25 protein-coding genes and 5 pseudogenes are annotated in these 22,479 nt (G+C 67.7%); 13 read left to right on the forward strand and 17 right to left on the reverse strand.

What is annotated here, in order from left to right; genetic code table 11:
* The first annotated feature begins 177 nt into the window (after window positions 1–177).
* The 3 genes and pseudogenes from GNX96_RS45965 (at window position 178) to GNX96_RS45975 (ending at window position 3,532) form a co-directional block, all read left to right on the forward strand.
* Window positions 178–630, forward strand: coding sequence for a helix-turn-helix transcriptional regulator (locus GNX96_RS45965; protein ID WP_163573713.1), 453 nt, complete (start codon window positions 178–180; stop codon window positions 628–630).
* 10 nt (window positions 631–640) lie between these two features.
* Window positions 641–1,054: a VOC family protein gene (locus tag GNX96_RS45970; protein WP_163573694.1), complete on the forward strand. Its 414-nt coding sequence runs from the start codon at window positions 641–643 to the stop codon at window positions 1,052–1,054.
* Between the two features lie 106 nt (window positions 1,055–1,160).
* Window positions 1,161–3,532: pseudogene (locus GNX96_RS45975) on the forward strand (ATP-binding cassette domain-containing protein).
* A gap of 25 nt (window positions 3,533–3,557) precedes the next feature.
* On the opposite strand, the gene rox reads toward GNX96_RS45975, so the two are convergent.
* From rox to GNX96_RS45990, 3 genes are all read right to left on the reverse strand, one after another.
* Complete coding sequence (gene rox, locus GNX96_RS45980; protein ID WP_163573695.1) at window positions 3,558–4,988, reverse strand: rifampin monooxygenase; 1,431 nt, start codon at window positions 4,986–4,988, stop codon at window positions 3,558–3,560.
* A 216-nt stretch (window positions 4,989–5,204) separates the two neighbouring features.
* Window positions 5,205–6,368: a hypothetical protein gene (locus GNX96_RS45985; protein ID WP_163573696.1), complete on the reverse strand. Its 1,164-nt coding sequence runs from the start codon at window positions 6,366–6,368 to the stop codon at window positions 5,205–5,207.
* Window positions 6,365–7,021 (reverse strand): maleylpyruvate isomerase N-terminal domain-containing protein, encoded by a 657-nt coding sequence (locus tag GNX96_RS45990; RefSeq protein WP_163573697.1) that lies wholly within the window; start codon window positions 7,019–7,021, stop codon window positions 6,365–6,367. The genes GNX96_RS45985 and GNX96_RS45990 overlap by 4 nt, the downstream gene beginning before the upstream one ends.
* A gap of 69 nt (window positions 7,022–7,090) precedes the next feature.
* On the opposite strand from GNX96_RS45990, the gene GNX96_RS45995 reads away from it, so the two are divergent.
* Window positions 7,091–7,483 (forward strand): hypothetical protein, encoded by a 393-nt coding sequence (locus GNX96_RS45995; RefSeq protein WP_163573698.1) that lies wholly within the window; start codon window positions 7,091–7,093, stop codon window positions 7,481–7,483.
* Window positions 7,484–7,743: 260 nt separating this feature from the next.
* On the opposite strand, the pseudogene GNX96_RS66765 reads toward GNX96_RS45995, so the two are convergent.
* From GNX96_RS66765 to GNX96_RS46015, 4 genes and pseudogenes are all read right to left on the reverse strand, one after another.
* Window positions 7,744–8,152 (reverse strand): annotated as a pseudogene (locus tag GNX96_RS66765) (carboxymuconolactone decarboxylase family protein).
* A gap of 128 nt (window positions 8,153–8,280) precedes the next feature.
* Window positions 8,281–8,742, reverse strand: coding sequence for an RrF2 family transcriptional regulator (locus tag GNX96_RS46005; protein WP_279583302.1), 462 nt, complete (start codon window positions 8,740–8,742; stop codon window positions 8,281–8,283).
* 95 nt (window positions 8,743–8,837) lie between these two features.
* Window positions 8,838–9,479 carry a CatB-related O-acetyltransferase gene (locus GNX96_RS46010; RefSeq protein ID WP_163573699.1) on the reverse strand — a complete coding sequence of 214 codons (642 nt, stop codon included), beginning with the start codon at window positions 9,477–9,479 and terminating at the stop codon, window positions 8,838–8,840.
* A 175-nt stretch (window positions 9,480–9,654) separates the two neighbouring features.
* Window positions 9,655–9,975, reverse strand: coding sequence for a hypothetical protein (locus GNX96_RS46015; RefSeq protein ID WP_163573700.1), 321 nt, complete (start codon window positions 9,973–9,975; stop codon window positions 9,655–9,657).
* A 37-nt stretch (window positions 9,976–10,012) separates the two neighbouring features.
* Here GNX96_RS46015 and GNX96_RS46020 point away from each other — a divergent pair, with 37 nt between their 5' ends.
* On the forward strand, window positions 10,013–10,330 hold the full coding sequence (locus GNX96_RS46020) for a hypothetical protein (protein WP_163573701.1): 318 nt from the start codon (window positions 10,013–10,015) through the stop codon (window positions 10,328–10,330).
* Between the two features lie 3 nt (window positions 10,331–10,333).
* Here the strand turns inward: GNX96_RS46020 and GNX96_RS46025 are convergent, their stop codons facing one another.
* Window positions 10,334–11,134: a nucleotidyltransferase domain-containing protein gene (locus tag GNX96_RS46025; protein WP_163573702.1), complete on the reverse strand. Its 801-nt coding sequence runs from the start codon at window positions 11,132–11,134 to the stop codon at window positions 10,334–10,336.
* A gap of 235 nt (window positions 11,135–11,369) precedes the next feature.
* Here GNX96_RS46025 and GNX96_RS46030 point away from each other — a divergent pair, with 235 nt between their 5' ends.
* From GNX96_RS46030 to GNX96_RS46040, 3 genes are all read left to right on the forward strand, one after another.
* Window positions 11,370–11,678: a hypothetical protein gene (locus GNX96_RS46030; protein WP_163573703.1), complete on the forward strand. Its 309-nt coding sequence runs from the start codon at window positions 11,370–11,372 to the stop codon at window positions 11,676–11,678.
* 192 nt (window positions 11,679–11,870) lie between these two features.
* Window positions 11,871–12,458 (forward strand): FUSC family protein, encoded by a 588-nt coding sequence (locus tag GNX96_RS46035; protein WP_163573704.1) that lies wholly within the window; start codon window positions 11,871–11,873, stop codon window positions 12,456–12,458.
* Window positions 12,442–13,734: an alpha-amylase family glycosyl hydrolase gene (locus GNX96_RS46040; protein WP_163573705.1), complete on the forward strand. Its 1,293-nt coding sequence runs from the start codon at window positions 12,442–12,444 to the stop codon at window positions 13,732–13,734. The genes GNX96_RS46035 and GNX96_RS46040 overlap by 17 nt, the downstream gene beginning before the upstream one ends.
* Window positions 13,735–13,744: 10 nt before the next feature.
* Here the strand turns inward: GNX96_RS46040 and GNX96_RS60455 are convergent, their stop codons facing one another.
* Together GNX96_RS60455 and GNX96_RS60460 are read right to left on the reverse strand one after the other, a co-directional pair.
* A complete protein-coding gene (locus GNX96_RS60455; RefSeq protein ID WP_279583303.1) occupies window positions 13,745–14,569 on the reverse strand; it encodes an MFS transporter in 825 nt (274 codons plus the stop codon).
* Window positions 14,570–14,725: 156 nt separating this feature from the next.
* Complete coding sequence (locus GNX96_RS60460; protein WP_313885957.1) at window positions 14,726–15,244, reverse strand: MFS transporter; 519 nt, start codon at window positions 15,242–15,244, stop codon at window positions 14,726–14,728.
* Window positions 15,245–15,280: 36 nt separating this feature from the next.
* On the opposite strand from GNX96_RS60460, the gene GNX96_RS46050 reads away from it, so the two are divergent.
* From GNX96_RS46050 to GNX96_RS46060, 3 genes are all read left to right on the forward strand, one after another.
* Window positions 15,281–15,691, forward strand: a complete 411-nt coding sequence (locus GNX96_RS46050; RefSeq protein WP_163573706.1) for a winged helix-turn-helix transcriptional regulator — start codon at window positions 15,281–15,283, stop codon at window positions 15,689–15,691.
* Window positions 15,692–15,770: 79 nt separating this feature from the next.
* Entirely contained in the window at window positions 15,771–16,139 is a 369-nt protein-coding gene (locus GNX96_RS46055; RefSeq protein WP_163573707.1) for a VOC family protein, read from the forward strand.
* A 22-nt stretch (window positions 16,140–16,161) separates the two neighbouring features.
* On the forward strand, window positions 16,162–16,626 hold the full coding sequence (locus tag GNX96_RS46060; RefSeq protein ID WP_279583304.1) for an NUDIX hydrolase: 465 nt from the start codon (window positions 16,162–16,164) through the stop codon (window positions 16,624–16,626).
* A gap of 19 nt (window positions 16,627–16,645) precedes the next feature.
* Here GNX96_RS46060 and GNX96_RS60465 read toward each other — a convergent pair whose 3' ends face one another.
* Both GNX96_RS60465 and GNX96_RS60470 read right to left on the reverse strand, forming a co-directional pair.
* Window positions 16,646–17,011 carry a TetR/AcrR family transcriptional regulator gene (locus tag GNX96_RS60465; RefSeq protein ID WP_279583305.1) on the reverse strand — a complete coding sequence of 122 codons (366 nt, stop codon included), beginning with the start codon at window positions 17,009–17,011 and terminating at the stop codon, window positions 16,646–16,648.
* Complete coding sequence (locus tag GNX96_RS60470) at window positions 16,990–17,214, reverse strand: helix-turn-helix domain-containing protein (RefSeq protein ID WP_279583306.1); 225 nt, start codon at window positions 17,212–17,214, stop codon at window positions 16,990–16,992. The genes GNX96_RS60465 and GNX96_RS60470 overlap by 22 nt, the downstream gene beginning before the upstream one ends.
* 85 nt (window positions 17,215–17,299) lie before the next feature.
* Between GNX96_RS60470 and GNX96_RS46070 the strand changes: the two genes are divergently transcribed.
* Window positions 17,300–17,740 carry a nuclear transport factor 2 family protein gene (locus GNX96_RS46070; protein ID WP_163573708.1) on the forward strand — a complete coding sequence of 147 codons (441 nt, stop codon included), beginning with the start codon at window positions 17,300–17,302 and terminating at the stop codon, window positions 17,738–17,740.
* 2 nt (window positions 17,741–17,742) lie between these two features.
* On the opposite strand, the gene GNX96_RS66770 is transcribed toward GNX96_RS46070, so the two are convergent.
* From GNX96_RS66770 to GNX96_RS46080, 3 genes and pseudogenes are all read right to left on the reverse strand, one after another.
* Window positions 17,743–18,000: an aromatic-ring hydroxylase C-terminal domain-containing protein gene (locus GNX96_RS66770; protein ID WP_390624339.1), complete on the reverse strand. Its 258-nt coding sequence runs from the start codon at window positions 17,998–18,000 to the stop codon at window positions 17,743–17,745.
* 284 nt (window positions 18,001–18,284) lie between these two features.
* Window positions 18,285–18,485 (reverse strand): annotated as a pseudogene (locus GNX96_RS66775) (FAD-dependent monooxygenase); the annotation flags it as partial.
* A 52-nt stretch (window positions 18,486–18,537) separates the two neighbouring features.
* Window positions 18,538–19,275, reverse strand: a pseudogene (locus tag GNX96_RS46080) (FAD-dependent monooxygenase); the annotation flags it as partial.
* A 65-nt stretch (window positions 19,276–19,340) separates the two neighbouring features.
* On the opposite strand from GNX96_RS46080, the gene GNX96_RS46085 reads away from it, so the two are divergent.
* Window positions 19,341–20,078, forward strand: a complete 738-nt coding sequence (locus GNX96_RS46085; protein WP_163573711.1) for a TetR/AcrR family transcriptional regulator — start codon at window positions 19,341–19,343, stop codon at window positions 20,076–20,078.
* 4 nt (window positions 20,079–20,082) lie between these two features.
* Here GNX96_RS46085 and GNX96_RS46090 read toward each other — a convergent pair.
* Both GNX96_RS46090 and GNX96_RS46095 read right to left on the reverse strand, forming a co-directional pair.
* Window positions 20,083–21,244: pseudogene (locus GNX96_RS46090) on the reverse strand (APC family permease).
* A gap of 67 nt (window positions 21,245–21,311) precedes the next feature.
* Window positions 21,312–22,376, reverse strand: a complete 1,065-nt coding sequence (locus GNX96_RS46095; protein ID WP_279583307.1) for a carboxylesterase family protein — start codon at window positions 22,374–22,376, stop codon at window positions 21,312–21,314.
* Window positions 22,377–22,479 lie beyond the last annotated feature (103 nt).

A 22,479-nucleotide genomic window follows, 5' to 3' on the forward strand; every position in this document is an offset into this window, starting at 1 on the left:
CCCATCAGCATGACGGCGCGTACCACGATCGACTCACGCGTCAGCGCTGGCTTGGCCGGACGATCTCTGCGGCTCCTCGGTGGCATAGGCACACTCTGACGAACATGTTCGTAACGAACAAGTTCGTCAGCGTGTGACCTGTCATACGAACCGTGCAGATGTGGCACCATCTTGCACGTGACCAGCACCGGCGCCTCGGCGCAACACCTGCGCGACCTCGCGCGCCTTCGCCGGGTCCGAGATCGGATTGACCGGGAGTACGCACAGCCGCTGGATGTGGAGGCGCTCGCCCGGGACGCGCACATGTCGGCCGGGCACCTCAGCCGCGAGTTCCGGCAGGCGTACGGCGAGTCGCCGTACGCGTATCTGATGACGCGGCGCATCGAGCGGGCGATGGCGCTGCTGCGCCGCGGCGACCTGAGCGTCACCGATGTCTGCTTCGCGGTCGGCTGCTCGTCGCTGGGCACCTTCAGCACCCGGTTCACCGAGTTGGTCGGAGTGGTCGGAGTGCCGCCGAGTGTGTATCGGCGGGACGCGGCGAGCGCGACCAGCGGGATGCCGGCGTGTGTGGCAAAACAAGTCACCAGACCGATCAGGAATCGAGAAGCGCGGTCCGCGAGCCGCAAATAGCCTGGTCGCCATGGACATCACCATTCACTCCAGCTTCCTCCCACAGGACGATCCCGACGCCGCCATCGCCTTCTACCGCGATGTGCTCGACTTCGAGATCCGCAACGACGTCGGTTTCAACGGCATGCACTGGATCACCGTCGGTCCAGCCGGCCAGCCCGGCACGAACGTCGTTCTCTACCCGCCGGCGGCGAGTCCCGGACTCACCGAGGACGAGCGGCGCACCATCACCGAGATGATGGCCAAGGGCACGTACGGCACGCTGCTGTTGGCCACCAAAGACCTCGACGGCGCTTTCGAGAAGCTCCAGGCCAGCGACGCCGACGTTGTCCAGGAGCCGACCCAGCAGCCGTACGGCGTGCGGGACTGCGCCGTCCGCGACCCCGCTGGCAACATGATCCGTATCCAGGAAACGCCCTCGTAGTGAACTGGAACCGCTAGAACCTTCGCTGGACCAAGCCACAGATGGAGAACGATGACCAGGGGCAAAGACGCCGTCGCCGGGGCAGCACGCCGCTGACAGCCACGATCTGATCCGCGTCACCGGGGCGCGGGTGAACAACCTCAAGGACGTCAGCGTCGACCTCCCCAAGCGCCGGCTGACGGTGTTCACCGGCGTCTCCGGCTCGGGCAAGAGTTCGCTGGTCTTCGGTACGATCGCGGCCGAATCGCAGCGGCTGATCAACGAGACGTACAGCGCGTTCGTACAGGGATTCATGCCGACGCTGGGCCGGCCGGACGTGGACGTGCTCGACGGCCTGACCACCGCGATCATCGTCGACCAGCAGCGAATGGGCGCCGACCCGCGGTCCACCGTCGGCACCGCCACCGACGCGAACGCGATGCTGAGGATCCTGTTTAGCCGCCTCGGGCAAGCCGTACATCGGCTCGCCACAGGCGTTCTCCTTCAACGTGGCCTCGATCAGCGGAGCCGGCGCGGTCACCATCCAACGCGCCGGCGCGACGGTGAAGGAACGGCGCGCCTTCAGCATCACCGGCGGCATGTGCCCGCGCTGTGAGGGCCGGGGCTCGGTCAACGACATCGACCTCACCCAGGTGTACGACGACAGCAAGTCACTCAACGAGGGCGCGCTGACGATCCCCGGCTACAGCATGGACGGCTGGTACGGGCGCATCTTCGGCGGCTGTGGCTTCTTCGACCCGGACAAGCCGATCCGCAGGTTCACCAAGCGAGAGTTGAACGACCTGCTCTACAAGGAGCCGACCAAGATCAAGGTCGAGGGCATCAACCTGACGTACGAAGGGCTGATCCCGAAGATCCAGAAGTCGATGCTGTCCAAGGAGGTCAGCTCGCTGCAGCCGCATATCCGCGCCTTTGTGGAGCGGGCGGTCACCTTCGCCACCTGCCCCGAATGCGAATGCGGCGGCACCAGGCTGAGTGAGGGAGCCCGCTCGTCGAAGATCAAGGGCATCAGCATCGCCGACGCCTGCGCGATGCAGATCAGCGACCTCGCCGAGTGGGTACGCGGCCTCAAACAACCATCCGTGGCGCCCCTGTTGGTGGCGTTGGGGGAGACGCTCGACTCGTTCGTCGAGATCGGGCTGGGCTACCTCAGCCTCGATCGGCCGGCCGGCACGCTGTCGGGCGGCGAGTCGCAGCGTACGAAGATGATCCGTCACCTCGGGTCGTCGCTCACCGATGTCACCTACGTCTTCGACGAGCCGACGATCGGGCTGCACCCGCACGACATCGTACGAATGAACAACCTGCTGCTGCAGCTGCGCGACAAGGGCAACACGGTGCTGGTTGTCGAGCACAAGCCGGAGACGATCGCGATCGCCGATCACGCCGTCGACCTGGGCCCACGTGCGGGCACCGACGGTGGGCAGGTGGTCTTCGAGGGCACCGTCGAGGGAGTTGCGTGCCAGCAAGACCCTCACTGGTCAGCATCTGGACGATCGCGCCTCGCTGAAGCCGTCGGTGCGTACGCCTTCGGGCGCGATGGAGGTGCGTGGCGCCAACACCCACAACCTGCGCAACGTCAACGTCGACATCCCGATGGGCGTACTGACCGTACTCACCGGCGTGGCGGGCTCGGGCAAGAGCTCGCTGATCACCGGCTCAGTGGCGGGGCGCGAGGGCGTGGTGTCGGTCGACCAGGGACCGATCCGTGGCTCGCGGCGGAGTAACCCGGCGACGTACACCGGGCTGCTGGACCCCATCCGCAAGGCGTTCGCGAAGGCGAACGGCGTCAAACCGGCGCTGTTCAGCGCCAACTCCGAGGGCGCCTGCCCGAACTGCAACGGCGCCGGCGTCGTCTACACCGACCTGGCGATGATGGCCGGGGTGGCGACCCTCTGCGAGGTGTGTGAAGGCAAGCGGTTCCAGGCCGAGGTGCTGGACTACAAACTCGGCGACAAGGACATCAGCCAGGTGCTGACCATGCCGGTGACCAAGGCCGAGGAGTTCTTCGGCGCCGGCGAGGCCCGGATCCCAGCGGCCCACAAGATCCTCGGACACCTCGCCGACGTGGGCCTGGGATACCTCAGCCTCGGCCAGCCGCTCACCACCCTGTCCGGTGGCGAGCGGCAGCGGCTCAAGCTGGCCACCCATATGTCCGAAGCCGGTGGCGTCTACGTCCTCGACGAACCAACGGCCGGCCTGCACCTGGCGGACGTCGAGCAGCTGCTCGCCCTGCTGGACCGGCTCGTCGACTCCGGTAAATCGGTCATCGTCATCGAGCACCACCAGGCCGTGATGGCGCACGCCGACTGGATCATCGACCTCGGTCCCGGCGCGGGCCACGATGGCGGCCAGATCGTCTTCGAGGGCACCCCCGCCGACCTCGTCGCGGCTCGTACGACCCTCACCGGCCAACACCTCGCCGCGTACGTGGGCGCCCCGGTGAAGAAGGCGCCGGCTCGCCGCACCGCACGCTAGAAGAATTCCGGTTATCCCAGCGAACTCAGGTCGCGGGGTTGCCGAACCAGCGGGAGAGGTGGTCGTCCAGGTCCTGCTGCTCGTCTCCGATCCAGGCAACGTGGCCGTCGGGGCGCAGCAGGATGCACGGAACGTCCAGTGCCGCTGTGGGATCCGCGAGGTAGTCGACCCGGTCTGACCAGCCGCCGACGGTCAGGCGTTCAGTGCGGTCCAGCAGCAGGCCACGGCCGCGATGCAGCAGGTCGTAGAGGTGGCCCTGTTTCACGTCGATGTCGCGCAGGCGGCGGCCGAGCAGATCGGGGCCTTCGCCGAAGTCGTAGCGGATGCCGATCGCGGTGATCTTCTCGATCAGACAGCGGTTCACCTCGTCGAAGTCCATCAGTTCGGTGAGCAGCCTGCGTACGGCCTGCGGGCCCGGTTCGGTGGACAGCAGTTCCATCTGGGCGCGGGTGTTGTCCAGCACCTCCTCGGCGACCGGATGACGTTCGGCCTGGTAGGTGTCCAGCAGGGTTTCCGGCGCCCAACCGCGGATCTGTCCGGCGAGTTTCCAGCCGAGGTTAAAGGCGTCCTGAACGCCCAGGTTGAGTCCCTGGCCGCCGGTGGGGGGATGGATGTGGGCGGCATCGCCGGCCAGCAGCACCCGGCCGAGGAGATAACGTTCGGCCAGCCGGGTGGCATCCCCGAAGCGGGACAACCAGCGCGGGGAGTGCACGCCGAAGTCGGTTCCGGCGATAGTGCGCAACTGCTGTTGGAAATCCGCGAGGGTGGGCGGTTCCGCGCGATCGCTGACTCCCGAGGCGGGGAGGACAACACTATAGATTCCGCCGCCGAAGGGCCTGAGCCAGAAGGGCTTGTGGGTCTCCTGGATCTCGGTCACCTTGGCGGTGATTTCCTCCTGCGGCACACCCACTTTCATCTCGCCCACCAGCGCGTCGGTCCGCGAGGGCTCGCCGGGGAACCCGACGCCGAGCAGTTTGCGCACCGTACTGCGCCCACCATCACAGCCGACGAGATAGCGCGTACGCAGCTGGTCGCCGTCGGCCAGCGTGACGGTGACACCCCCGTCGTCCTGCTCGAAATCGGCCATCGCGCAACCACGCCGGACCTGCGCACCCAGCTCGATCGCATGTTCTTCGAGCACGCGTTCAATGGCCGGCTGCGGGATGCCCAGCAGATAGGCGTGCGCGGAATCCAGGCCCTTGGGCGCGGGTTTGTCGATGGCGGCGAAAAATCCGCCGGCCGGACGCCGTCTTCCTCGTTCGAGAAGGCGATCCAGCAGTCCGCGCATCGCCATCAGCTCGAGACTGCGAATATGCAGACCGACGATGCGGACGTACGACTTGGGCTCGGTTTCCTTCTCCAGCACGAGTACGCGCACATCGTGCAGCCGCAGTTCGGCCGCCAGCGTCGCGCCAGTCGGCCCGCAGCCCACAATGATCACATCGAAAGAGTCCACAGGTGTTGCCTTTCAGGAATGCCTAGTAGTTGTCGAGGCGCTCCCGGCGACACCTACGTCAATCGCCCGACCGTGCTGGGAAGAGAGAGCACCCATATCGATACAGCGTTCATGGGACTCACCTCCTGGTGCGGTGTCACGGTCCAGTGCAAGCTACAAGCCCGAGGATCACCCGTCCAATGTTTTACGCATCCCACGCTTGGTCGATAAGCAACATTATGTCAAGTAGTGGTTATCGCTCAGAGGTGACCAGCCCTGAATGACCTCCACGGCGATCTCGTCCGCGGGACGGTCGTCGGTCTCGACCCGTACGTTCCCCAGCCCGTCCAGGGCGTTCATGGTCCGTGTCGCCTGATCAGCGATCTCGCGTAGTCGCTCTGGCGGTTGTCCGATCAACTCGTCGCCGGCCAAACCCACCGTCGACGTGACGCCGTTGCCGCGCCGCACGATCCGGTCAGCCAGCGTTTGCCGGCTGGCGCCCAGCTGGCACAGCGTGATCGTGGCCGCTGGCAGCATCTCGACGTACGGCGTCACCTGTTCAGGCCGCTCAAGTGGTCCGACGGCGACCAGACACTGCGCTCCACCTGCTCGAAACCCCCGCCACACCGCAGCGAGGTTCGCCGCCTTGAGCCGGTGATTGCCGGCCGTTTCCGGGCGGCGAAAGCCAATCTGGGCGAGGTCGACGTACGCGGCGTTGACCCCGGTTTGGCGGAGTTGTTGATAAACCTGCCAACCCACGGTCGACTTGCCGACCGCGGGCGGCCCGCACAGCCAGAGAATCTCGCCAGGCGTGAAGTCCGCGACGCTCGGCCTCTCGACCGGCGTCGCCAGCCTTGGCCATCCGGTTCGCGCCCGAATCTGGTCGACGACCTCAGCCACGGCGAGCTCAGTCGTGTCGACGTACGGGTCGGTGGCGAAGGTCTGGTCCAAGGCGTCGCTGTACGCGACTTCAGCGGTGAAATCGCCCGTCTGGCCACGAGCAGCGAGCCGCCGGCGCAGTTCGGCAGGCTCGGCGCGTAGCCGGCAGGTGGTCAACCGCGCGCGTGGCAGCAGGTCAGTCTCCACTCCGCGGACCGCGTCGGTCACCCCCGGCACGATCACGCAGCGGGCTCCCGCGTCCTGGAAGTTGGCGACGACAGCGTTGAGCGTACGAGCCTTCAGCCGGTGCCGACCGGGATCATCGTGAGGCTCAGGCGCCCAGTTCCCCGGTGTCGGAGGGCCGTAACACATCCCCAGCTGATCTATATCGACATAGCCGGTGGCGATCTCATCCCTGGCCATTTGAAGGAAAAGCTCCCAGGCCACGGTGGTCTTGCCGACCCCTGGTGCCCCGTACAGCCACAGGACATCAAGCGCGGACTCCCCCATCAAATCGGTCATCCGAGGACGAACGGGAGTTTCGGTTCGAGTTCCCCCAGGGCGGTCCGCTCCGCGTCCGCCGGAGCGCGCCGCCCGGTCCCGACCATCAGCACGTCCTTGTCGGACCAGGACGCCGGGAACGGCGTTCCGGCGATCTGCTCCAGCATGGCGCGCGACCGGGCAAGGGACTCGGCGGGCGGTTCGGCCATCGCCGGCAGGTGCGTGATCAGGTCGAGGTGGTGCAGGGTCCATTCGATGACGCACGCGCCGAGGTAGTCGCCCGCAGTGAGCACCATCTCTTGAGTGCTCACCCGCAGGTTCGGGTCGGCGAGTTCGGCGGCGCGACCGGCGGCTGAGGCGACGTCGTCGAGGTGGAACTTCAGGAGCTCCGGGTCCTGGTACGCGGCGGCCAGCCGGACGATCAGCGCGTCGAGCGGATCGTCACCGGTCGGCGGCTCGCCGGAAACCGTCCAGTAGGTGATGGCGTCCCTGGTGGGTTCAGCATCCGCCGGCGTCACCAGGGTGACGAGGACGTCCTGCGCGTCGATGACGAGATGACACACCAGATCGCGTACGAGCCAGCCGGCACAGCCGGACGGTTTCGCGAAATCCTCCTCACAAAGTCCGGCAACCGCCGCACGCAACGCCATCCAGGAGCGAGGAAAGAGATCCACGGCCGCAGGCTAACAGTGGGGCGTCACACCGGTCTCCTGTTTTTCGCTGCCCCATGGCAGGATACGAAGATGTCCCGCAACGACAGGAAAATCCGCCGCTTGGTGGTCGATGGTAAGGATTTCCTCTGGTCGCTGCGGCACGCGAACCGCAGCGACGGGAACAATTTCCTGGACTGCGGCGAGATTCTCACGATTTACCGTGGCGAGCCCTCCGAACGCCTGCTGATCGTTTTCCAGCAGCGCCCTGACCGCCTGGTCGCCGATGGTCATGGCCCCTCCGCGACCGTGTACGCGCAAGGCGGCGTCGTCGTCAATCTGCACAAGCCTGGCACTGTCCGGGCCTTGATCGACGAGGCTATGCAAGACGGGTGGCCGCCGACCACCAGGCAGATCGATGGCTGGCCGCTGGTCGACGCCATCGCCGCACGAGTCGCAGGTGAGGGCGGTGCCCAACTCGCCTGATGGAGAACTGGCGCGGCTAGCTGGGGCGATCCAACTCCCCGACGGCGGCTGGGTTCGTGGCCGCAGACTTGGCCGTCCGGCACCTGAGGGTCCGGCGCCAGACCGTGGCCTCTATCTCGGCAGTGGACGACTACGCCGCCGTCATGACGACCGACTCCGCTGGCCGCACGAGTGTGCCCCCTGGTGCTTACCCGACGCCTGGCACGCCACGCCGACTCGACCTCTGCGTGAGCTCCCACTCCCGCGAGCGAGACGTACGGCTAGTTGGACTTGCGCAGGGATCCGGCGAGGTTCCGAGTTGTGACGTTGATGCGGTTCCAGGCATTGATGGCCGCGATCGCCATCACCAGATCCGCGAGGGCTCCCTCGTCGAAGTGGTCCGCGGCGGCCGCCCAGACCTCGTCCGCCACGCCGTCACCGTCAGGCAGCCGGGTGGCGGCTTCGGTCAGGGCCAGCGCGGCGCGTTCGTGGCCGGTGAAGAAAGGCGTGTCGCGCCAGGCGGCGACCGCGAATAGCCGTTCGTCGGTCCCCCCCCGCCTTCTTCGCGTCATGACTGTGCATGTCGACGCAGAATCCGCAGCCGTTGATCTGACTGGCCCGCAGCTTGACCAACTCCAAGGTGGAGTGTGGCACCCGGCTCTGCGCCAGATATGCCTCCAGTTGGTACATCGCCTTGAACGCGCCGGCGGCGAGCTTGGGAAGGTTGGTCATGCGGCGTTCCATAGTGCACTCCTTCTGAAACTGGATATTTGATATCCTGATTAACGAGACAGCTTTATCCTTATGACAGTGAAAGCTCACACGCTGGCGTACCAGCGCTGCATGTTCTCGGCGATCTTCGGCACATGTCGTACGACATTGTGTCCAATGTCCGCCAAGGTGGTGGCCGCCAGTGCTCGCCGCCACTGCAGCTCCGCCTTGCGCATGGCGGTGGTGACCTGGCAGGGCATCCGCAGAATGCGTTCAGGAGTGCTGGACCCGGGCCCGCGCTTTCGGATTTCGGTGCACTCGAAGGCGTCTTCCGGTCCTTCGATCGCGGCCACGATGTCCATCAACGTGATTTTGTTCAGTGGGCGGGCAAGTTCGAAGCCGCCTCTGACGCCGGCAGTGGACACCAGAATGTCGGCGCGTACGAGCGCCTGCAGTTGTTTGTTCAGATAGGCAGGCGCCACTTCGAAAGCCGCCGCCAGCTTGCCGGTAGGCACCGGCCGACCCTCGTCGAGAGCCAGTCCAGCAGCAGGCAGCAGTGCGCCGCCCACTCAACTCCCTGGCTCATCCGCATTTCCAGCACCCGCCCTCATCAGCCCCAGCGGCTTAATCAGGATATTAGATGTCCAGATTGCCGAGCGCAACCCTATTCGGCTGGCGTGGCGGCTTCGAGGTCGTCGATGCCGCCGGACATGATCGCCGGCAGGTGCTGGCCGATGTGCTCGACTGGCCAGTCCCACCACGCCACCGCGAGCAGCCGGGCCACGTCCGCGGCGCTGTAGCGAGTGCTGATCAGCTTCGCCGGATTGCCGCCGACGATGCCGTAATCGGGCACGTGGTTCACGACAACCGCACCCGAAGCGATGATCGCGCCGTGCCCGATCCGCACGCCGGACATCACGGTCGTCCGATAGCCAAACCAGACGTCGTTGCCGACAACCGTGTCGCCGCGCCCAGGCAGGCCGGTGATCAGGTCGAAGTGCTCGGACCAGGAGCCGCCCATGATCGGGAACGGGAACGTCGACGGCCCGTCCATCCGATGGTTGGCGCCGTTCATGATGAACCGGACGCCCTCACCGAGCGCGCAGAACTTGCCGATAACCAGCTTCTCCGGCCCGTAGTGATACAGCACGTTGCGGGTCTCGAACGCGGTCGGCTCGTCCGGGTCGTCGTAGTACGAGAACTCCCCCACCTCGATCAAGTCGGATGTGACCAACGGCTTGAGCAGGACGACCCGCGTCTGGCCAGGCATCGGGTGCAGGACGGTGGGATCGGGCGCGGGACTCATGCGGGACGCACTCCAGGCGAGTGGGAACGGACTTAAGCCCTATTCAACCCCATCGCGGCGAGTCCGCCCGGGCAGCAAAAGGGGCATCGGGTACGTACACCGCCCACTGGAACGGCAGACCTGGGAGGGGTCGATACTTTAGCAAATTTGGAACAAATTCTAGACCATGGTTCGTTTACTCTTCATGGGAGTCACGACTGCGATGGCGCCGCTCACCGAAATCGAGCTGCGGCCGTACGGCCAGACGGACTTGCGTGGTTCCGTGGCGGTGCCCGGCCTGCGTTATCCGGCCGGGGCGGTCGTGGTGATCGCGGGAATCCCCGGAGCGGGCAAGAGCACGATGATGCACGCCCTGTTCGGTACGACCGGCGCCGAACCGGGGCCGGCCATCACGACCGGCGGAGTCCGGGTAGTCGATTCCGAGCAGGCCCGGAACTGGTGGCGGCAGCTGCTCGGCACCCGGCTGCCGTACTGGCTCTATCGGCCGCTCGTCCATCTCACCGCGCTTCTGTGGGCAAGGTCCGCGCTGCGCGGTGGACGGCACCGTTGTCGTACACGATTGCGGCACCCGGCGCTGGTGGCGGGCGTTGATCGCCCGATGGTCATATCGGCGTCCGGCCGGCGTGCACTATGTCCTGCTCGACGTGCCGGTGGACGTGGCGCTGGACGGTCAGCAGGCTCGCAACCGACGGGTTCGGCGGCGGGCGTTCGGGCGGCATCTGCGGGCCTGGCGGGAGATGGTCCCGGCAAGCGGCGAGCTCACCGATCCCGACCTCGCCCATGCCACGTCGTGCCTGGTACTGGACCGGGCGGCGGCCAGCGCGATCGACCGGATCACCTTCACGGCCTGACACTCAGTCCTCCGGTGTTGGCTGGGTCAGTTCCAGCGCGGAGGTGAGCAGGGTCGAGGCCCGCTCGACAACTTCCGTCAGCCGATCCGCGGTCGCCGCCGCGAGGATGTCGTCGATGTCCCGCAACCTGGCCCGGTCGACGAGGGTCTTCTCGTTGGTGACCCATTCGCGGCGCGCCGCCATGATCGCGTGCGCGGCTTGGCAGGTGGCCACCGCGACCGCCCCCACCGATTCGGTGACATGGCCCTTCACGGCATGCGCGTTCTGTGCGTACGACAAGGTTAAACCGGCGTCAGCGGACCACCGGTCGTACGCGGATCGGCTCAGTGCACCGGGATAGCGGGGCTGCGGCAGTCGACCGCGCAGAACGCGATTGAGGGCGAGTTCGGCGACCACGATGTATGTCGGCACGCCGGCCAGATGGAACATCAGTTGCTCGACGTCGAAGACGCCGTCCTTGGCCTGTGCCAGCCGGCGCTCGACGTCGTCGAGGTCGCGGTAGTGGACATCGACGTGCCTGCCGTCCACCACCATCCAGCCACCACCGTTGAAGACTCCCCCACCCCAGCCACCGAGGTCGCTGACCTCGCCGGGCCAGCCGACCGCGCGCAGGTCGTCGGGGTTGAAACCGCCCCGGTAGTAGACGGCGAAGTCCCAGTCGCTGTCCGGCCGGTGCGTACCGGCCGCCCGGGAACCTCCCAGGGCGACCGCCCGCACCCCGGGCAGGCCTGCCAACGTCACCGCGACGTGGTCGCACAGCGCCTGGTCATCGCGCGTGCCGGGATCGAACGTGTGATCGTACATAGTGCCTTTCGGTGTACACCGTCGCCGTCAGTGCGGCCAACCGGTTTTCCGGTTACAACGCCTCTACCAGCGCGTTTGCAGTTCTTATGGACCTTCGGGAGTGATCGCGGACGCTCGCCTGACAGTCGTACGCATGGCGTAGCGACTAAGTCGACCTTTGGTCGACGTGCCGCAGCTCTCACCCGCATATTGCTAAGTGATGCGTACTATTGTGGAGGCGGCCTTGGGAGGTTGAATGCAGGTGGAGACGGGCGCTCCGGTACGGGCGTTGGTACGTGACGTCGTCAGCTGGTCCGTCACAGTGCGGGTGCCGGCGCGGCAGATGACCGCCGCCGCGCTGGGAATGGGCGGCCTGCTCGCGGTGGGCTGGTGGGTCGCGGGCACGTGCCGGAGAGCATGCTGGCCGCACTGGGCGCGATGTCCGTCGCGGGCCGGGCCGGCCGGCGGCCGGCTGGCGGGCGGCGCCGCGGCTGGGCTGGACCGCTCTGACGGCGGTCGCCGGGTGCCTCGCCGGCTCGCTGCTGGGCGGGCACGGGGTGGGTGAGCGTGCTGGCGATCCCGTTGGTCGCGATGGCGGTCACGGTCGCCGGCACTCTCAGCCGGGAAGCCGCGACCGCTACTGCCCGGCTCATCACCTTTCTGGCTATCGCTACCGGTTTCGGGTCGGCTGACCCGATCGGTTTAACCGCCCTGTTCTGCGCTGGAGCGCTGTGGGCGGTGCTCATGGCGCTCGGGGGTGGACGCGGTCGCGAGCCGCCTCTCGGGACAACCCGTGCGGGTGGCGGCGAGCCCGCTTCCACCGAATCGCGCTCGCCGCCTTCGGTCGTTGTGGACGCTGGCGGCCTGGCGGTACCCGATCCGGCTCGCGGTCTGCCTGACCGTGGCCGAGGCGATCGGGGTGATCTGGGCGCAACCCAAGGCGTCCTGGATCGCCGTCACGGTGGTGATCGTGGTGGGCCGACGGTTGGAAGGCGCCCTCCGGCGACCCGCCGAGCGCATGACTGGGACCGTGCTGGGCGTCGCGCTGGGCTCCGTGGTGCTGCTGCATTCGCCGCCGGTGTGGTTTTTCCTCACGATGGTGGCCGGCCTTGCCGCCGTCCGGCCCTATCTCAAGGCCCGTAACTACACGCTCTATGCGACGATCATGACGCCTCTTGTGGTGCTGCTGTTGGATTTCGGGCACAGCGCGACCTGGCAAGCCGTTGCCGACCGGCTGCTCGACACCGCGCTGGGATGTGCGATCGCCCTGTTGATCGGCTACCTGCCGTGGACGGCCATTCCCCAGCTCGTACGAAGGAGGTCCACCCGTGCCGCACTGGACTGACCACGCGATTTGGTGGCAGGTCTATCCACTCGGATTCACCGGCGCGCCAGCTCGTGCGGTCGGTGCACCGCTTCGGCACCGGCTGCGCGCGTGCGAACCATGGTTGGACTATGCGGTGGAACTGGGCTGCTCGGGTCTGTTGCTCGGGCCGATTTTCGCCGCCGAGACGCACGGATACGACACAGTGGACTTTTTCCGGATCGACCCGCGGCTCGGCGATGACGACGATTTCGACCGGCTGATCACGGCCGCCGCCGACCGTGGTCTGCGCGTGGTGCTGGACGGCGTTTTCAACCACGTCGGCCGTACGTTCGCGAAGTTCATCGAGGCCGAGGCCGGCGACCCCGCGGCGGCCCGCTGGTTCCGCCGCGACGCTACCGGTGAATATCAGACTTTTGAGGGCCACCACCATCTTGTAGCGCTCAACCACGACGAGCCGGCGGTCGCCGACCACGTCCAGCGGGTGATGAATCACTGGTTGGACCGTGGCGCGGCAGGCTGGCGACTGGACGCCGCTTACGCGGTGCCGGCCGATTTCTGGGCACGGGTCCTGCCGGGCGTACGAGAGCGCCATCCGCAGGTCTGGATGGTCGGCGAGATGATTCACGGCGACTACGCGGGATATGCGACCGCGAGCGGGCTGGACTCGGTCACCCAGTACGAGCTGTGGAAGGCCCTGTGGAGTTCGCTGAACGACGGCAACTTCTACGAGTTGGCGTGGGCTTTGAAGCGCCACAACGACATTCTCGGCGCGGTCACTCCGTTGACCTTTGTCGGCAACCACGACGTCACCCGGATCGCCACCCGCCTCACCGATCAGCGGCACCTCGGGCACGCTCTGGCGGTCCTGTTCACGGTCGCCGGCATCCCCAGTGTCTATTCCGGTGACGAGCAGGCTTTTCAGGGAACAAAACAGGACCGGGTCGGTGGCGACGACGAGATCCGGCCGGTGTTTCCGGCCGATCCGAGCGGCCTCGCGCCGTACGGCTGGCCGACCTACCGACTGCACCAGCGGCTGATCGGCCTGCGCCGCCGCAATCCCTGGCTGGTTCGCGCCCGTACCACCGCCGACCATCTCACCAATCACGCGGTGGCGCTGCGGTCGGACGGCGACGCGGGCGAAAAGGTGCTGCTCCTGCTCAATATCGGCGACGAACCGTACCGCTTCCCGATCGACCTCACCGGTCTCAGAGTCGCCGAAACGGCAACGGAAACCGTCGATCCGGCCGTCGTCGCACCGCATAGCTGGACGGTTCTCACCACCATCGCGGATTGATTCCGTCTGTTTAGCGGGCAGCGCCGGCTGTCGCGACTGAGCCGGTGGTGGCGGTCGGCGCGGGCCGGCGGGTCAGGACGACAGCAGTGACGACGACGGCCGCGAGCACCAGTCCCGCGCCGATGCCGAAGGCCAATTGGTAGCCCGACACGAGCGCTGCGGCGGAGGGTTGCGCGCTTGGGTCGATCCCGCTCGTACGAGCCGCCGCCAGCGACACCAGCACCGCGAGGCCGAGTGCCCCGCCGACCTGCAAAGTGGTGTTCAGCAAGCCGGACCCAACCCCCGGAGTCCGCCGGGGGGTGGCGGCGGACATCGCGATGGTCGTCGTGCTGGGCAGCGTCATGCCGGCCCCGACACCGAGCAGGACCATCGATGGCAGGACATCGGTCACGTACGCGCCGCCTTCGGGCCCCCAGGCCATCAGCGCCGCGCGCGCGACGCCGACCAGGGCCAGGCCGGCCAGCAGCACCCGCTGCGCGCCGAACCTGGTGGTCAGCCGGGCCGAGAAACCGAGCGAGAGAGTGCCGATGGCGATGGTGGTCGGCAGGAACGCGAGACCGGTCTCGACCGGTCCGTAGTGCAGCACCTGCTGCAGGTAGATCGCGCGCAGGAACTGGAAGCCGAAGAGCGCGGACGCCCACAGAGCCTGGACCAGGTTGCTGGCCCACACCACCGGGTTGGCAAGGATGCGCAGCCGCAACAGCGGCGCGGCCGCCCGGGCCTGCCGAAGCACGAAGCCGGCCAACAGTGCGACGGCGACGATTCCCAGCACGATCACCCGCACCGAGGCCCAGCCGTCCGCGGTGGCTTCGCTGATCGCGTACCCACCGAGCATCAGTCCGCCGGTGACCAGGGCGCCGCCGCGCGACGTCCGCGCCAGCGGGCAGGCCGAGGCCTGACTCGCGGTCGAGTAGTCGTACGCCGGCGACTCCGATCAGTAGTCCGATCGGCAGGTTCACGAAGAAGATCCAGTGCCAGTTGGCAAACTGGGTCAGACCCCCCCGCCGGCGAGGATGCCGATCGACGCGCCGGCAGAGCCGACGAAACTGAAGACGCCGATCGCCTTCGCGCGCTCCCTCGGTTCCTGAAAGAGTGTCACGATCATGCCCAGCACGACGGCCGCGGTCAGCGCACCGCCGATCCCCTGCACGAGCCGCGCGGCGATCAGCAGCCCGGGCGTCCACGCGAGGCCGCAGAGCAGCGACGCGGCGGTGAACAGCGCCAGCCCGGACAGGAAGATCCGTTTGCGGCCGAGCAGGTCCCCGAGCCGGCCGGACAGCAGCAGCAGCAGACCGCCGAACGGGATGCCGTACGCGTTGACCACCCAGGCGAGACCGGCCGGCGTGAAGCCGAGGTCCTGCTGGATCGACCGCAGCGCCACGTTCACGATGTTCTGGTCGAGGATGATCATCAGCATTCCGGCGCACAGCACGATGAGCGAGAGCCATCGCGAGCGGGACGTCATGGGTTCTACCTCCAAAGGTGCACGACTTGTAACTGCGTGCATCATCTGTCACCATCGGGCTCGGCGGAAGGAGGCAGTTTGATGTCCCAGAGGAACACCGATGTGACAGCGCAGGCCAGCTACCAGGCACTGCTGGACACCGAGGCCTGCAAGGTGCGCGAGGTGCTGGACCGGGTCGGCGGCAAGTGGAGCATTCAGATCCTGGTCGACGCCACCCGTGGACCGGTCCGGTTCACCGAACTGGAGCGCGGCATCGAGGGCATCAGCCGGCGGATGCTGACGCTGACCCTACGGAACCTGGAACGCGACGGCCTGATCACCAGGACCGTCTACCCCACCGTGCCACCCAAGGTCGAATACACGGCGACCGAGATGGCGCGCGAGCTCTACGACTCGCTGGTGACGCTGACAACTTGGGCCGAACGGCATCGGCTGCGGATCGCCGCCGCCCGGGACGCGTACGACAAGGAACATGCCGCTGCCCGTACCTGACGGAACCTGTCAGGTACGGGTGCGATGCTCGTCCTCGTCGGGCACTGGGCCCGGTCGGATCGGAAGGGTTTCACCTGACATGGCTGGTTTCGCGACAATGTGCATGGTCAACCTCGACTGCGCGGACCCCCGCGCGCTTGCCGAGTTCTATCACGAGGTCCTCGGCTGGGACATCCTCGCCAAAGAGGACGAATACGCCATGATCGGCGCCGAAGGCGTCTCGCCGATCGGCTTCGGGCGGCTCGCGGACTACCAGCCGCCGGCATGGCCGGACGCCGCGTCCCCCAAGCGCTTCCACCTCGACTTCTACGTCGACGACCTGGAGGTCGCCGCGAAGCAGATCGTCGAGCTGGGTGGGAAACTCGCCGACCCGCAGCCGGGCGAGCGCTGGCGGGTCATGCTCGACCCGGCCGGCCACCCGTTCTGCATCTGCCTGCGTTCGTCGTAGCGGCCGACATAGGCTCTCCCTGATGAAAATCTCACGGGAGACCAGGATCGCCGCGTACGCGGTGTGCATCGCCGATGGGCAAATGTTGCTGGCCCGCTGGGTTGGCCGCGGCGGCGAGAAGCTCTGGACGTTGCCGGGCGGCAAGGTCGAGCACGGCGAGCACCCGCACGACGCGGCGATCCGCGAAGTCGAAGAAGAGACCGGCTACTCGATCGCCGTCGACGAGCTGCTGGGCGTCGATTCCGCCGTCAACCAGTACGGCCGGCCAGCTGGCCGAGTAGTCGAGCTGCACCACGTACGCATCGTCTACTCCGCGCACGTCACCGGCGGCGACCTCCGGTACGAGGAGGGCGGCTCCACCGACATGGCCGCGTGGGTGCCGCTCGCCGAGATCCCCACCCTCGACCACGTCGAAGCTGTCGACACCGCCCTGGCCCTGTACGCCACCCGCCCCGCTACCGGCCTACCCGCGTCAGCCTCCCGCTGACTCCTCCTGTCACTCTCCGTCACTGAGGGTGGTGGGTGGCGAGGGCGTGGAAGGCGGGCCGGAGGAGATCGGCGATGCGGTCGGCCGGGGCGTCCCGCAGGGCGGTCAGGTCCAGGAGCTGGTGCGCGATCGTGACGCCGAGCATGGTGGTCAGCATCAGGGCGGCCCGCAGGTCCGGGTCATCGGCCGGTACGGCGGCGGCGATGTGCTCAACCTGGCCGTCCAGGGTGGCGCGAGCCCGGTCGGCCGCCTCCGGATGGGTGAGCATCGAGCGCAGCATCGCCAGCGACGCCTCCGGGATCGGTCCGATCTTCATCCCGATCCTGGCCAGCAGGTCTTCGGTGAGCTCCTTGAGGTCGCCGGTCAGCGGCGGGATCTCCGGCACTTCGACGGCGCGCGGCCGAAAAGCTCTTCCTTTGAGCCGAAATACTGCATGACCAGCGCCGGGTCCACCTGAGCCGCGGTTGCCACCGCGCGGATCGTGGTCCGCTCATAGCCGCGCTCGGCGAACAGACCACGGGCCTCCGCGAGGATCCGCTCCTGCGTGTTGCGGCGGCGGTCGGCGCGGGACACGCGCTGCTCAGTCACCCCCTCACTCTACCGGCGTTGACCCATCTCGGCGTTCGCTCTACACTCGTTGAGTCAACACTTGTTGAGTGAGAGGTGCACCCTCATGCCCCAGTCCTGCCGCGAAGTTCTCGCCGCCTACCACCAGGCGATGATCGACATGAACGCCGACGACCTGGCCGACCTGTACGCCGTCGACTGCCTGCACCACTTCCCGTTCGCCGCTCCTGGTCGGCCGCCGGTGTACTACGGCCGCGAGGAAGTACGGGCCGGATACCGCGCGGCGTGGCACGGCGTGCCACTCAAGCTGGCCGAGGTCACCGAGGTCATCGCGTACGACATGGCGGATCCGGACACTCTCGTCGGCGAATGGGTCGGCAGCGGCACCCTGCTGCCGACCGGCAAGCCGTTCCAAGCCCACGGTTTGCTGATCGCGACCGTCAAGAATGGCGAGATCACCGACATGCGCGACTACATGGACGTTTTCGGCACCTACCGCGCCACCGGCCGGTTGAAGGATGTGGTGGCCGCGCTCGACGAGACCTGACCTCAGCTTGCCGGGCCGAACCAGGTGGTCAAGGCCGCGCGCAGGGAGTCGAGATCACTCGAGTCCGTAGCCACCCAGGCCACGTACCCGTCTGGACGCACGAGGACACCGACGGGAGCCGGGATCTTGCCGGCGCCTGGGAGGTTCCAGACAGTGTCCGCCGCTGACACCAGGACGTGCTCGACCCGGTCGGACCAGCCGGCGGGAATGGCCGCGCCACCCGAGGTGAAGTCGAGCAGCAGCGGGCGGGCGGTTTCCAACCCCGGAAGACCCGGGTGTCGCCAGAGTCGGTCTTGAGATCGAGGTCCGGGATTCGGCGACCGAGCAGCGGGCTGCCCTCCCCGACCGCGTACTGGATGTCCAGCTGGGTGAACATCCCGACGAAGTAGCGGTTCACCTCATCGACCTTGGTCAGCTGGGCGAAAACGTCCCGTAGGGCCTCCGAATGCGACCCAGGTCGGCCGAGCACAGTCTGCGCGCGGGTGGCTTGCAGCACGCGTTCGGCGTACGGGAAACGCTCGGTGTGGTAAGTGTCGAGCAGCTCGTCAGAGGCCTCGCGGCGGATCACGGCGGCGAGTTTCCACCCGAGGTTGACAGCGTCCTGGATGCCCAGGTTCAGCCCTTGACCGCCGGCCGGGTAGTGGATGTGTGCCGCGTCGCCGGCCAGCAGGACACGGCCGTCTCGGTACGTCTCGGCCTGCCGGGCGGCGTCCGCGTACCGGCTGACCCAGGCCGCGCTGTGCATCCCGAAGTCGTGGCCGGGCCACGCGTACGCACACCGCCCGGAGGTCCTCGATCGTCACTTCCACGTCTCGGTCCACCACCTTGTCGTATTCGGTGACCATCACCATGTGCTGGCCGTCGGGGAACGGCGCGACGATGAAGTTGCCGGCGTCCGTACGCCCCTGGGGGCCCCAGATCCGGCCCGCCGGCGGGTTGTCGAGCTTCACGATGCCCTGGATGGCGGCCAGGGTGGCGTCCGTGCCCGGGAAACCGATGCCGGCGAGCTTGCGGATGATGCTTCTGCCGCCGTCACAGCCAACGACGTAGTCGGCGTGCAGCCATTCGTCCCCGTCCGGCCCGTTGACCTGTACGGATACACCGTCTTCGGTTCGCTCCAGGCCGATCACCTCGGCCGAGCGACGGATCGTCGCGCCCAACTCGATCGCCCACTCCTGCAGTACCGGCTCGATCTCGGACTGCGGGATGCCCATCACGTACGGGTGCCGGGTCGGGTAGTCGCCGATCGGCATGAAGATCCCGCTGAAATGGACGAAGTCACCGTTGCCGTGCACCTTTCCGGCGAACCGGTCGAGGATCCCGCGCTGGTCCAGCACCTCGGCGGTTCGGGCCTGGATGCCGTACGCGCGGGACTCGCCGGTCCGCCGCGCGTACCGCTCCAGCACCACCACTTCGACACCACCGAGCCGCAGCTCAGCCGCCAGCATCAAACGGTCGGTCGGGCCGCCGCCGGCTATCACTACCTGCGCATTCGTCTTCTGTTTCATGCCGGCTCCATTAACTGTGTGCGTCATAAGCAGTTCTGTTTATGTTATACACAGTTCCCGTGCGGGGCGTCAACAGCGATGGAGGACGACGGATGGCGAAGTCGGCGGACCGCAGCATCGAGCTGTTGTGGGGAGACCGGGCCCGGCCGAGCCGCGGGCCCAAACCGGCGCTGACCGTCGAGCAGATCACCGCCGCCGGGATCGGCGTCGCCGACGCGGAGGGCCTCGCGGCGGTGTCCATGCAGCGGGTCGCCGGCGAGTTCGGGTTCACCACGATGTCGCTTTACCGTTACGTGCCGGGCAAGGCCGAGCTGGTCGCGCTGATGCTCGACACCGCGCTCGGCGAGCCGCCGGTGCTCACCGCGATAACGGGCGGGTGGCGGCCCCGGCTGACCGAGTGGGCCGAGCGGCTGTGGACCGTCACGGAGAAACACCCGTGGAGCCTGGAGGCGTCCGTGGGACTTCGGCCGATAGGACCGAACGAACTGGGCTGGACGGACAGCGCGGTCGGGACGCTGACTGCGACCGGTCTGACCGGCTCCGAGATACTGGACACGGTGGTGGTCGTGACCGGCCACGTCCGGAGCATCGCGCAGCAGACGCTGACAATCCCGGCGGCCCAGCGTGGTCTGACCGAGCATCAATGGGCCGCGACGGTGACGGACCTGCTTCGTACGCACGGCGACCGCTTCCCGTCCCTGCTGGCGGCGATGGCCTCGGCCACCGCCGCGGGGCAGGACAAGGGGCTCGCCTTCGGCCTCGAGCGGATCCTGGATGGCCTCGGCCTGCTGATCGCCGATCGCGTACGGCAGGCCGCGATCCGCCGCTGAAGGGTCAGCGCCGGACGAGATACCGCGCGCCCAGCCCGATAGCCAGAACCGCCGATCCGACCGCAATCGACAGCGGTGGCAGAGCGACCGCCAGTACGACACAGCCGATGAGGCCAAGCACGTTCAGCACGCGGGGCCAACGCCGATCCGCGGCCGGCTGGGTGTAAGCCGACGCGTTCGCGATGGCGTAGTAGATGAGCACCCCGAACGACGAGAACCCGATAACTCCGCGCAGGTCAACGGTCATCACGAGAGTGCATACGACAGCTGCCAGCGCGATCTCGGCGCGGTGTGGCACCTGGAAGCGCCCGTGGACCGCCGACAGCCAGCGCGGCAGGTCGCCGTTGCGCGCCATCGCGAGGGAGGTACGCCCGACGCCGGCGATCAGCGCCAGCAGCGCGCCGAGACTGCCGACCACCGCACCGACCCGTACGACCGGCCCCCCACGCGCGCCGGCCGCCACCGCCAACGGTGCCGTCGTCTCGGCCAGACCGGTCGGGCCGAGCGCGACCAGAACCGTGCCACCCACCACGAAATAGACGGCGACGGTGACGAACAGCGCGATCGGGATGGCCCGCGGGATCGTCCGGGCCGGGTCCCCCGCACTTCCTCCCCCATCGTGGCGATCCGGGCGTAGCCGGCGAAGGCGAAGAACAGCAGCCCTGCTGCCTGTAGGACGCCGTAAACGCTGGTGGGAGGCCCTTGCCAGTGGACCGAGAGCGGGTCGCCGAGCAGGATCGCGCCGACCGCGACGGCCAGCGCGGTCAGCGTGCCGGCGACCAGGAGGCGGGTCACCACCGCGGTCTTGCGGACACCCCGGTAGTTCAAGGCGGTCAACGCCAGCACAGCGGCGACCGCGAGCAGCCGCTGCGCCCACCACGGCCCGGTGATCGCGTACGAGGCGAAAGTCAGCGCCATCGCGGCGCCAGGAGGCCGTCTTGCCGATCACGAAGCTCCACCCGGCCGCAAAGCCCCAGCCGTCGCCGAGCCGTTCGCGGCCGTAGACGTACGTACCGCCGGAAAACCGGGTAGGCCGCGGCCAACTGGGCGGACGAGACGGCGTTGCAGTACGCCACCACCGCCGCGAACAGGAGGCCGAGCAACAGCCAGCTGCCGGCTGCGCGGGCGGCCGGCGGGAAGGCGGCGAAGACCCCCGCACCGATCATCGAGCCGAGCCCGATGACGACCGCGTCGCCGGTGCCCAGCCGGCGCGCGAGGGCGGGAGTCACCGACTCAGACCAGGCCGTCCCAGGCCTTGCGCTCGTCGCCACGCGGGTCGTCGACGACCTCTGTGGTCGGGTCGTCGAAGACCATCACCGAGCGGCCATCGGGCGTGTACGGCTGCCAGCCAGGGTCGCCGGTCCTGCCGAAAGCGACCCAGGCCGCATGCGTACGGCCGGCCAACGCCTGCGGTGCGTCGGCGCCGGTCAGGGACTGCGCGGCGGGCAGGTCCGGAGTGTCCAGCGTGTCGAAAACGAAGCCAAGCTCGATCGCGTGGCACGCGCCGAGCTCCAGAACCGGCGTCCGCCAGCCGAACTCGTAGACGTGCGCGGGCCGGCCGATTGCCGCGCGGGCTTCGGCGAGCCGGAGGGTGGGCACTCGGAAGTAGGTGTCGGTCATGATCGCGCTCAAAACGTCACCAGACGACCCGTCCGGTCGGTTCGCCGCGTACGTCTGGCCGATGCTTTCGTCCCAGCCGCGGCCCCGGAGGTAGCCGGCGACGGCTTCCGGGGTGACCGCCGGGAGTATGCCGGTCGGGACCAGGAAGAACCGCATCTCCTCGGTCACCGTGCCGACCATCATGTCCACGTCCCGGCCGGCACCACCGGCGATCGCGTTGACGGGCAGGTCGGAGAGCAGATCGCCGTCGATGGTCGGGATGAACGGCATCGCCGCGGCCACGATCGACCGACCCCAGCGCTGCGGGTTCGGGTCAGCCGCGGACTCGAGCGCGATCTCTTGCTGGGCCGCGAACAGCGCAGTGGTGTCGACCTCGGCGAACGCGGCGGCGGTCGGTTCGACGCCGAGCTTGGTGGCCAGTTCGGCCGCGATTTTCGCGCCGTCCTCCAGCGATGCCCCGATCTGCCCGGACCCGGACTGCGCGATCGCCCGCTGGAACAGGCCGGCACTGGCTTTCGCGGCCACCAGGCTGGCCACGCTCATGCCGCCAGCGGACTCGCCGAAGATGGTCACCTGGCTGGGATCGCCGCCGAACGCGGCGATCGTCACGATGACCACGCCGGTGAACGTGATCAGGTCGTTAAGGCTGCTGTAGACGCAGAGGATCGCGTTGCCCACGAACAGGAACGCGAAAGGCGCGTACGGGCACCTTCGACCGCGGCGACACGGTGCCGAAGAACCGGCCGATCGGACCGGGCAGCAGACCGTCGCGGGCGGTCGA

This window comes from Fodinicola feengrottensis, assembly GCF_010993775.1.
Classification (GTDB): domain Bacteria; phylum Actinomycetota; class Actinomycetes; order Mycobacteriales; family HKI-0501; genus Fodinicola; species Fodinicola feengrottensis.

What these genes read in the sequence shown, in the direction of transcription:
- GNX96_RS45970 (WP_163573694.1), top strand. Translation starts at nt 641, where the DNA reads ATGGACATCACCATTCACTCCAGCTTCCTCCCACAGGACGATCCCGAC.
- GNX96_RS45985 (WP_163573696.1), bottom strand. Translation starts at nt 6,368, where the DNA reads ATGACCGATTTGATGGGGGAGTCCGCGCTTGATGTCCTGTGGCTGTAC.
- GNX96_RS45995 (WP_163573698.1), top strand. Translation starts at nt 7,091, where the DNA reads ATGTCCCGCAACGACAGGAAAATCCGCCGCTTGGTGGTCGATGGTAAG.
- GNX96_RS46010 (WP_163573699.1), bottom strand. Translation starts at nt 9,479, where the DNA reads ATGAGTCCCGCGCCCGATCCCACCGTCCTGCACCCGATGCCTGGCCAG.
- GNX96_RS46015 (WP_163573700.1), bottom strand. Translation starts at nt 9,975, where the DNA reads ATGGACGAGCGGCCGATAGAGCCAGTACGGCAGCCGGGTGCCGAGCAG.
- GNX96_RS46025 (WP_163573702.1), bottom strand. Translation starts at nt 11,134, where the DNA reads ATGTACGATCACACGTTCGATCCCGGCACGCGCGATGACCAGGCGCTG.
- GNX96_RS46030 (WP_163573703.1), top strand. Translation starts at nt 11,370, where the DNA reads ATGCAGGTGGAGACGGGCGCTCCGGTACGGGCGTTGGTACGTGACGTC.
- GNX96_RS60455 (WP_279583303.1), bottom strand. Translation starts at nt 14,569, where the DNA reads ATGCTCGGTGGGTACGCGATCAGCGAAGCCACCGCGGACGGCTGGGCC.
- GNX96_RS60460 (WP_313885957.1), bottom strand. Translation starts at nt 15,244, where the DNA reads ATGATGCACGCAGTTACAAGTCGTGCACCTTTGGAGGTAGAACCCATG.
- GNX96_RS46050 (WP_163573706.1), top strand. Translation starts at nt 15,281, where the DNA reads ATGTCCCAGAGGAACACCGATGTGACAGCGCAGGCCAGCTACCAGGCA.
- GNX96_RS46055 (WP_163573707.1), top strand. Translation starts at nt 15,771, where the DNA reads ATGGCTGGTTTCGCGACAATGTGCATGGTCAACCTCGACTGCGCGGAC.
- GNX96_RS46060 (WP_279583304.1), top strand. Translation starts at nt 16,162, where the DNA reads ATGAAAATCTCACGGGAGACCAGGATCGCCGCGTACGCGGTGTGCATC.
- GNX96_RS46070 (WP_163573708.1), top strand. Translation starts at nt 17,300, where the DNA reads ATGCCCCAGTCCTGCCGCGAAGTTCTCGCCGCCTACCACCAGGCGATG.
- GNX96_RS46085 (WP_163573711.1), top strand. Translation starts at nt 19,341, where the DNA reads ATGGCGAAGTCGGCGGACCGCAGCATCGAGCTGTTGTGGGGAGACCGG.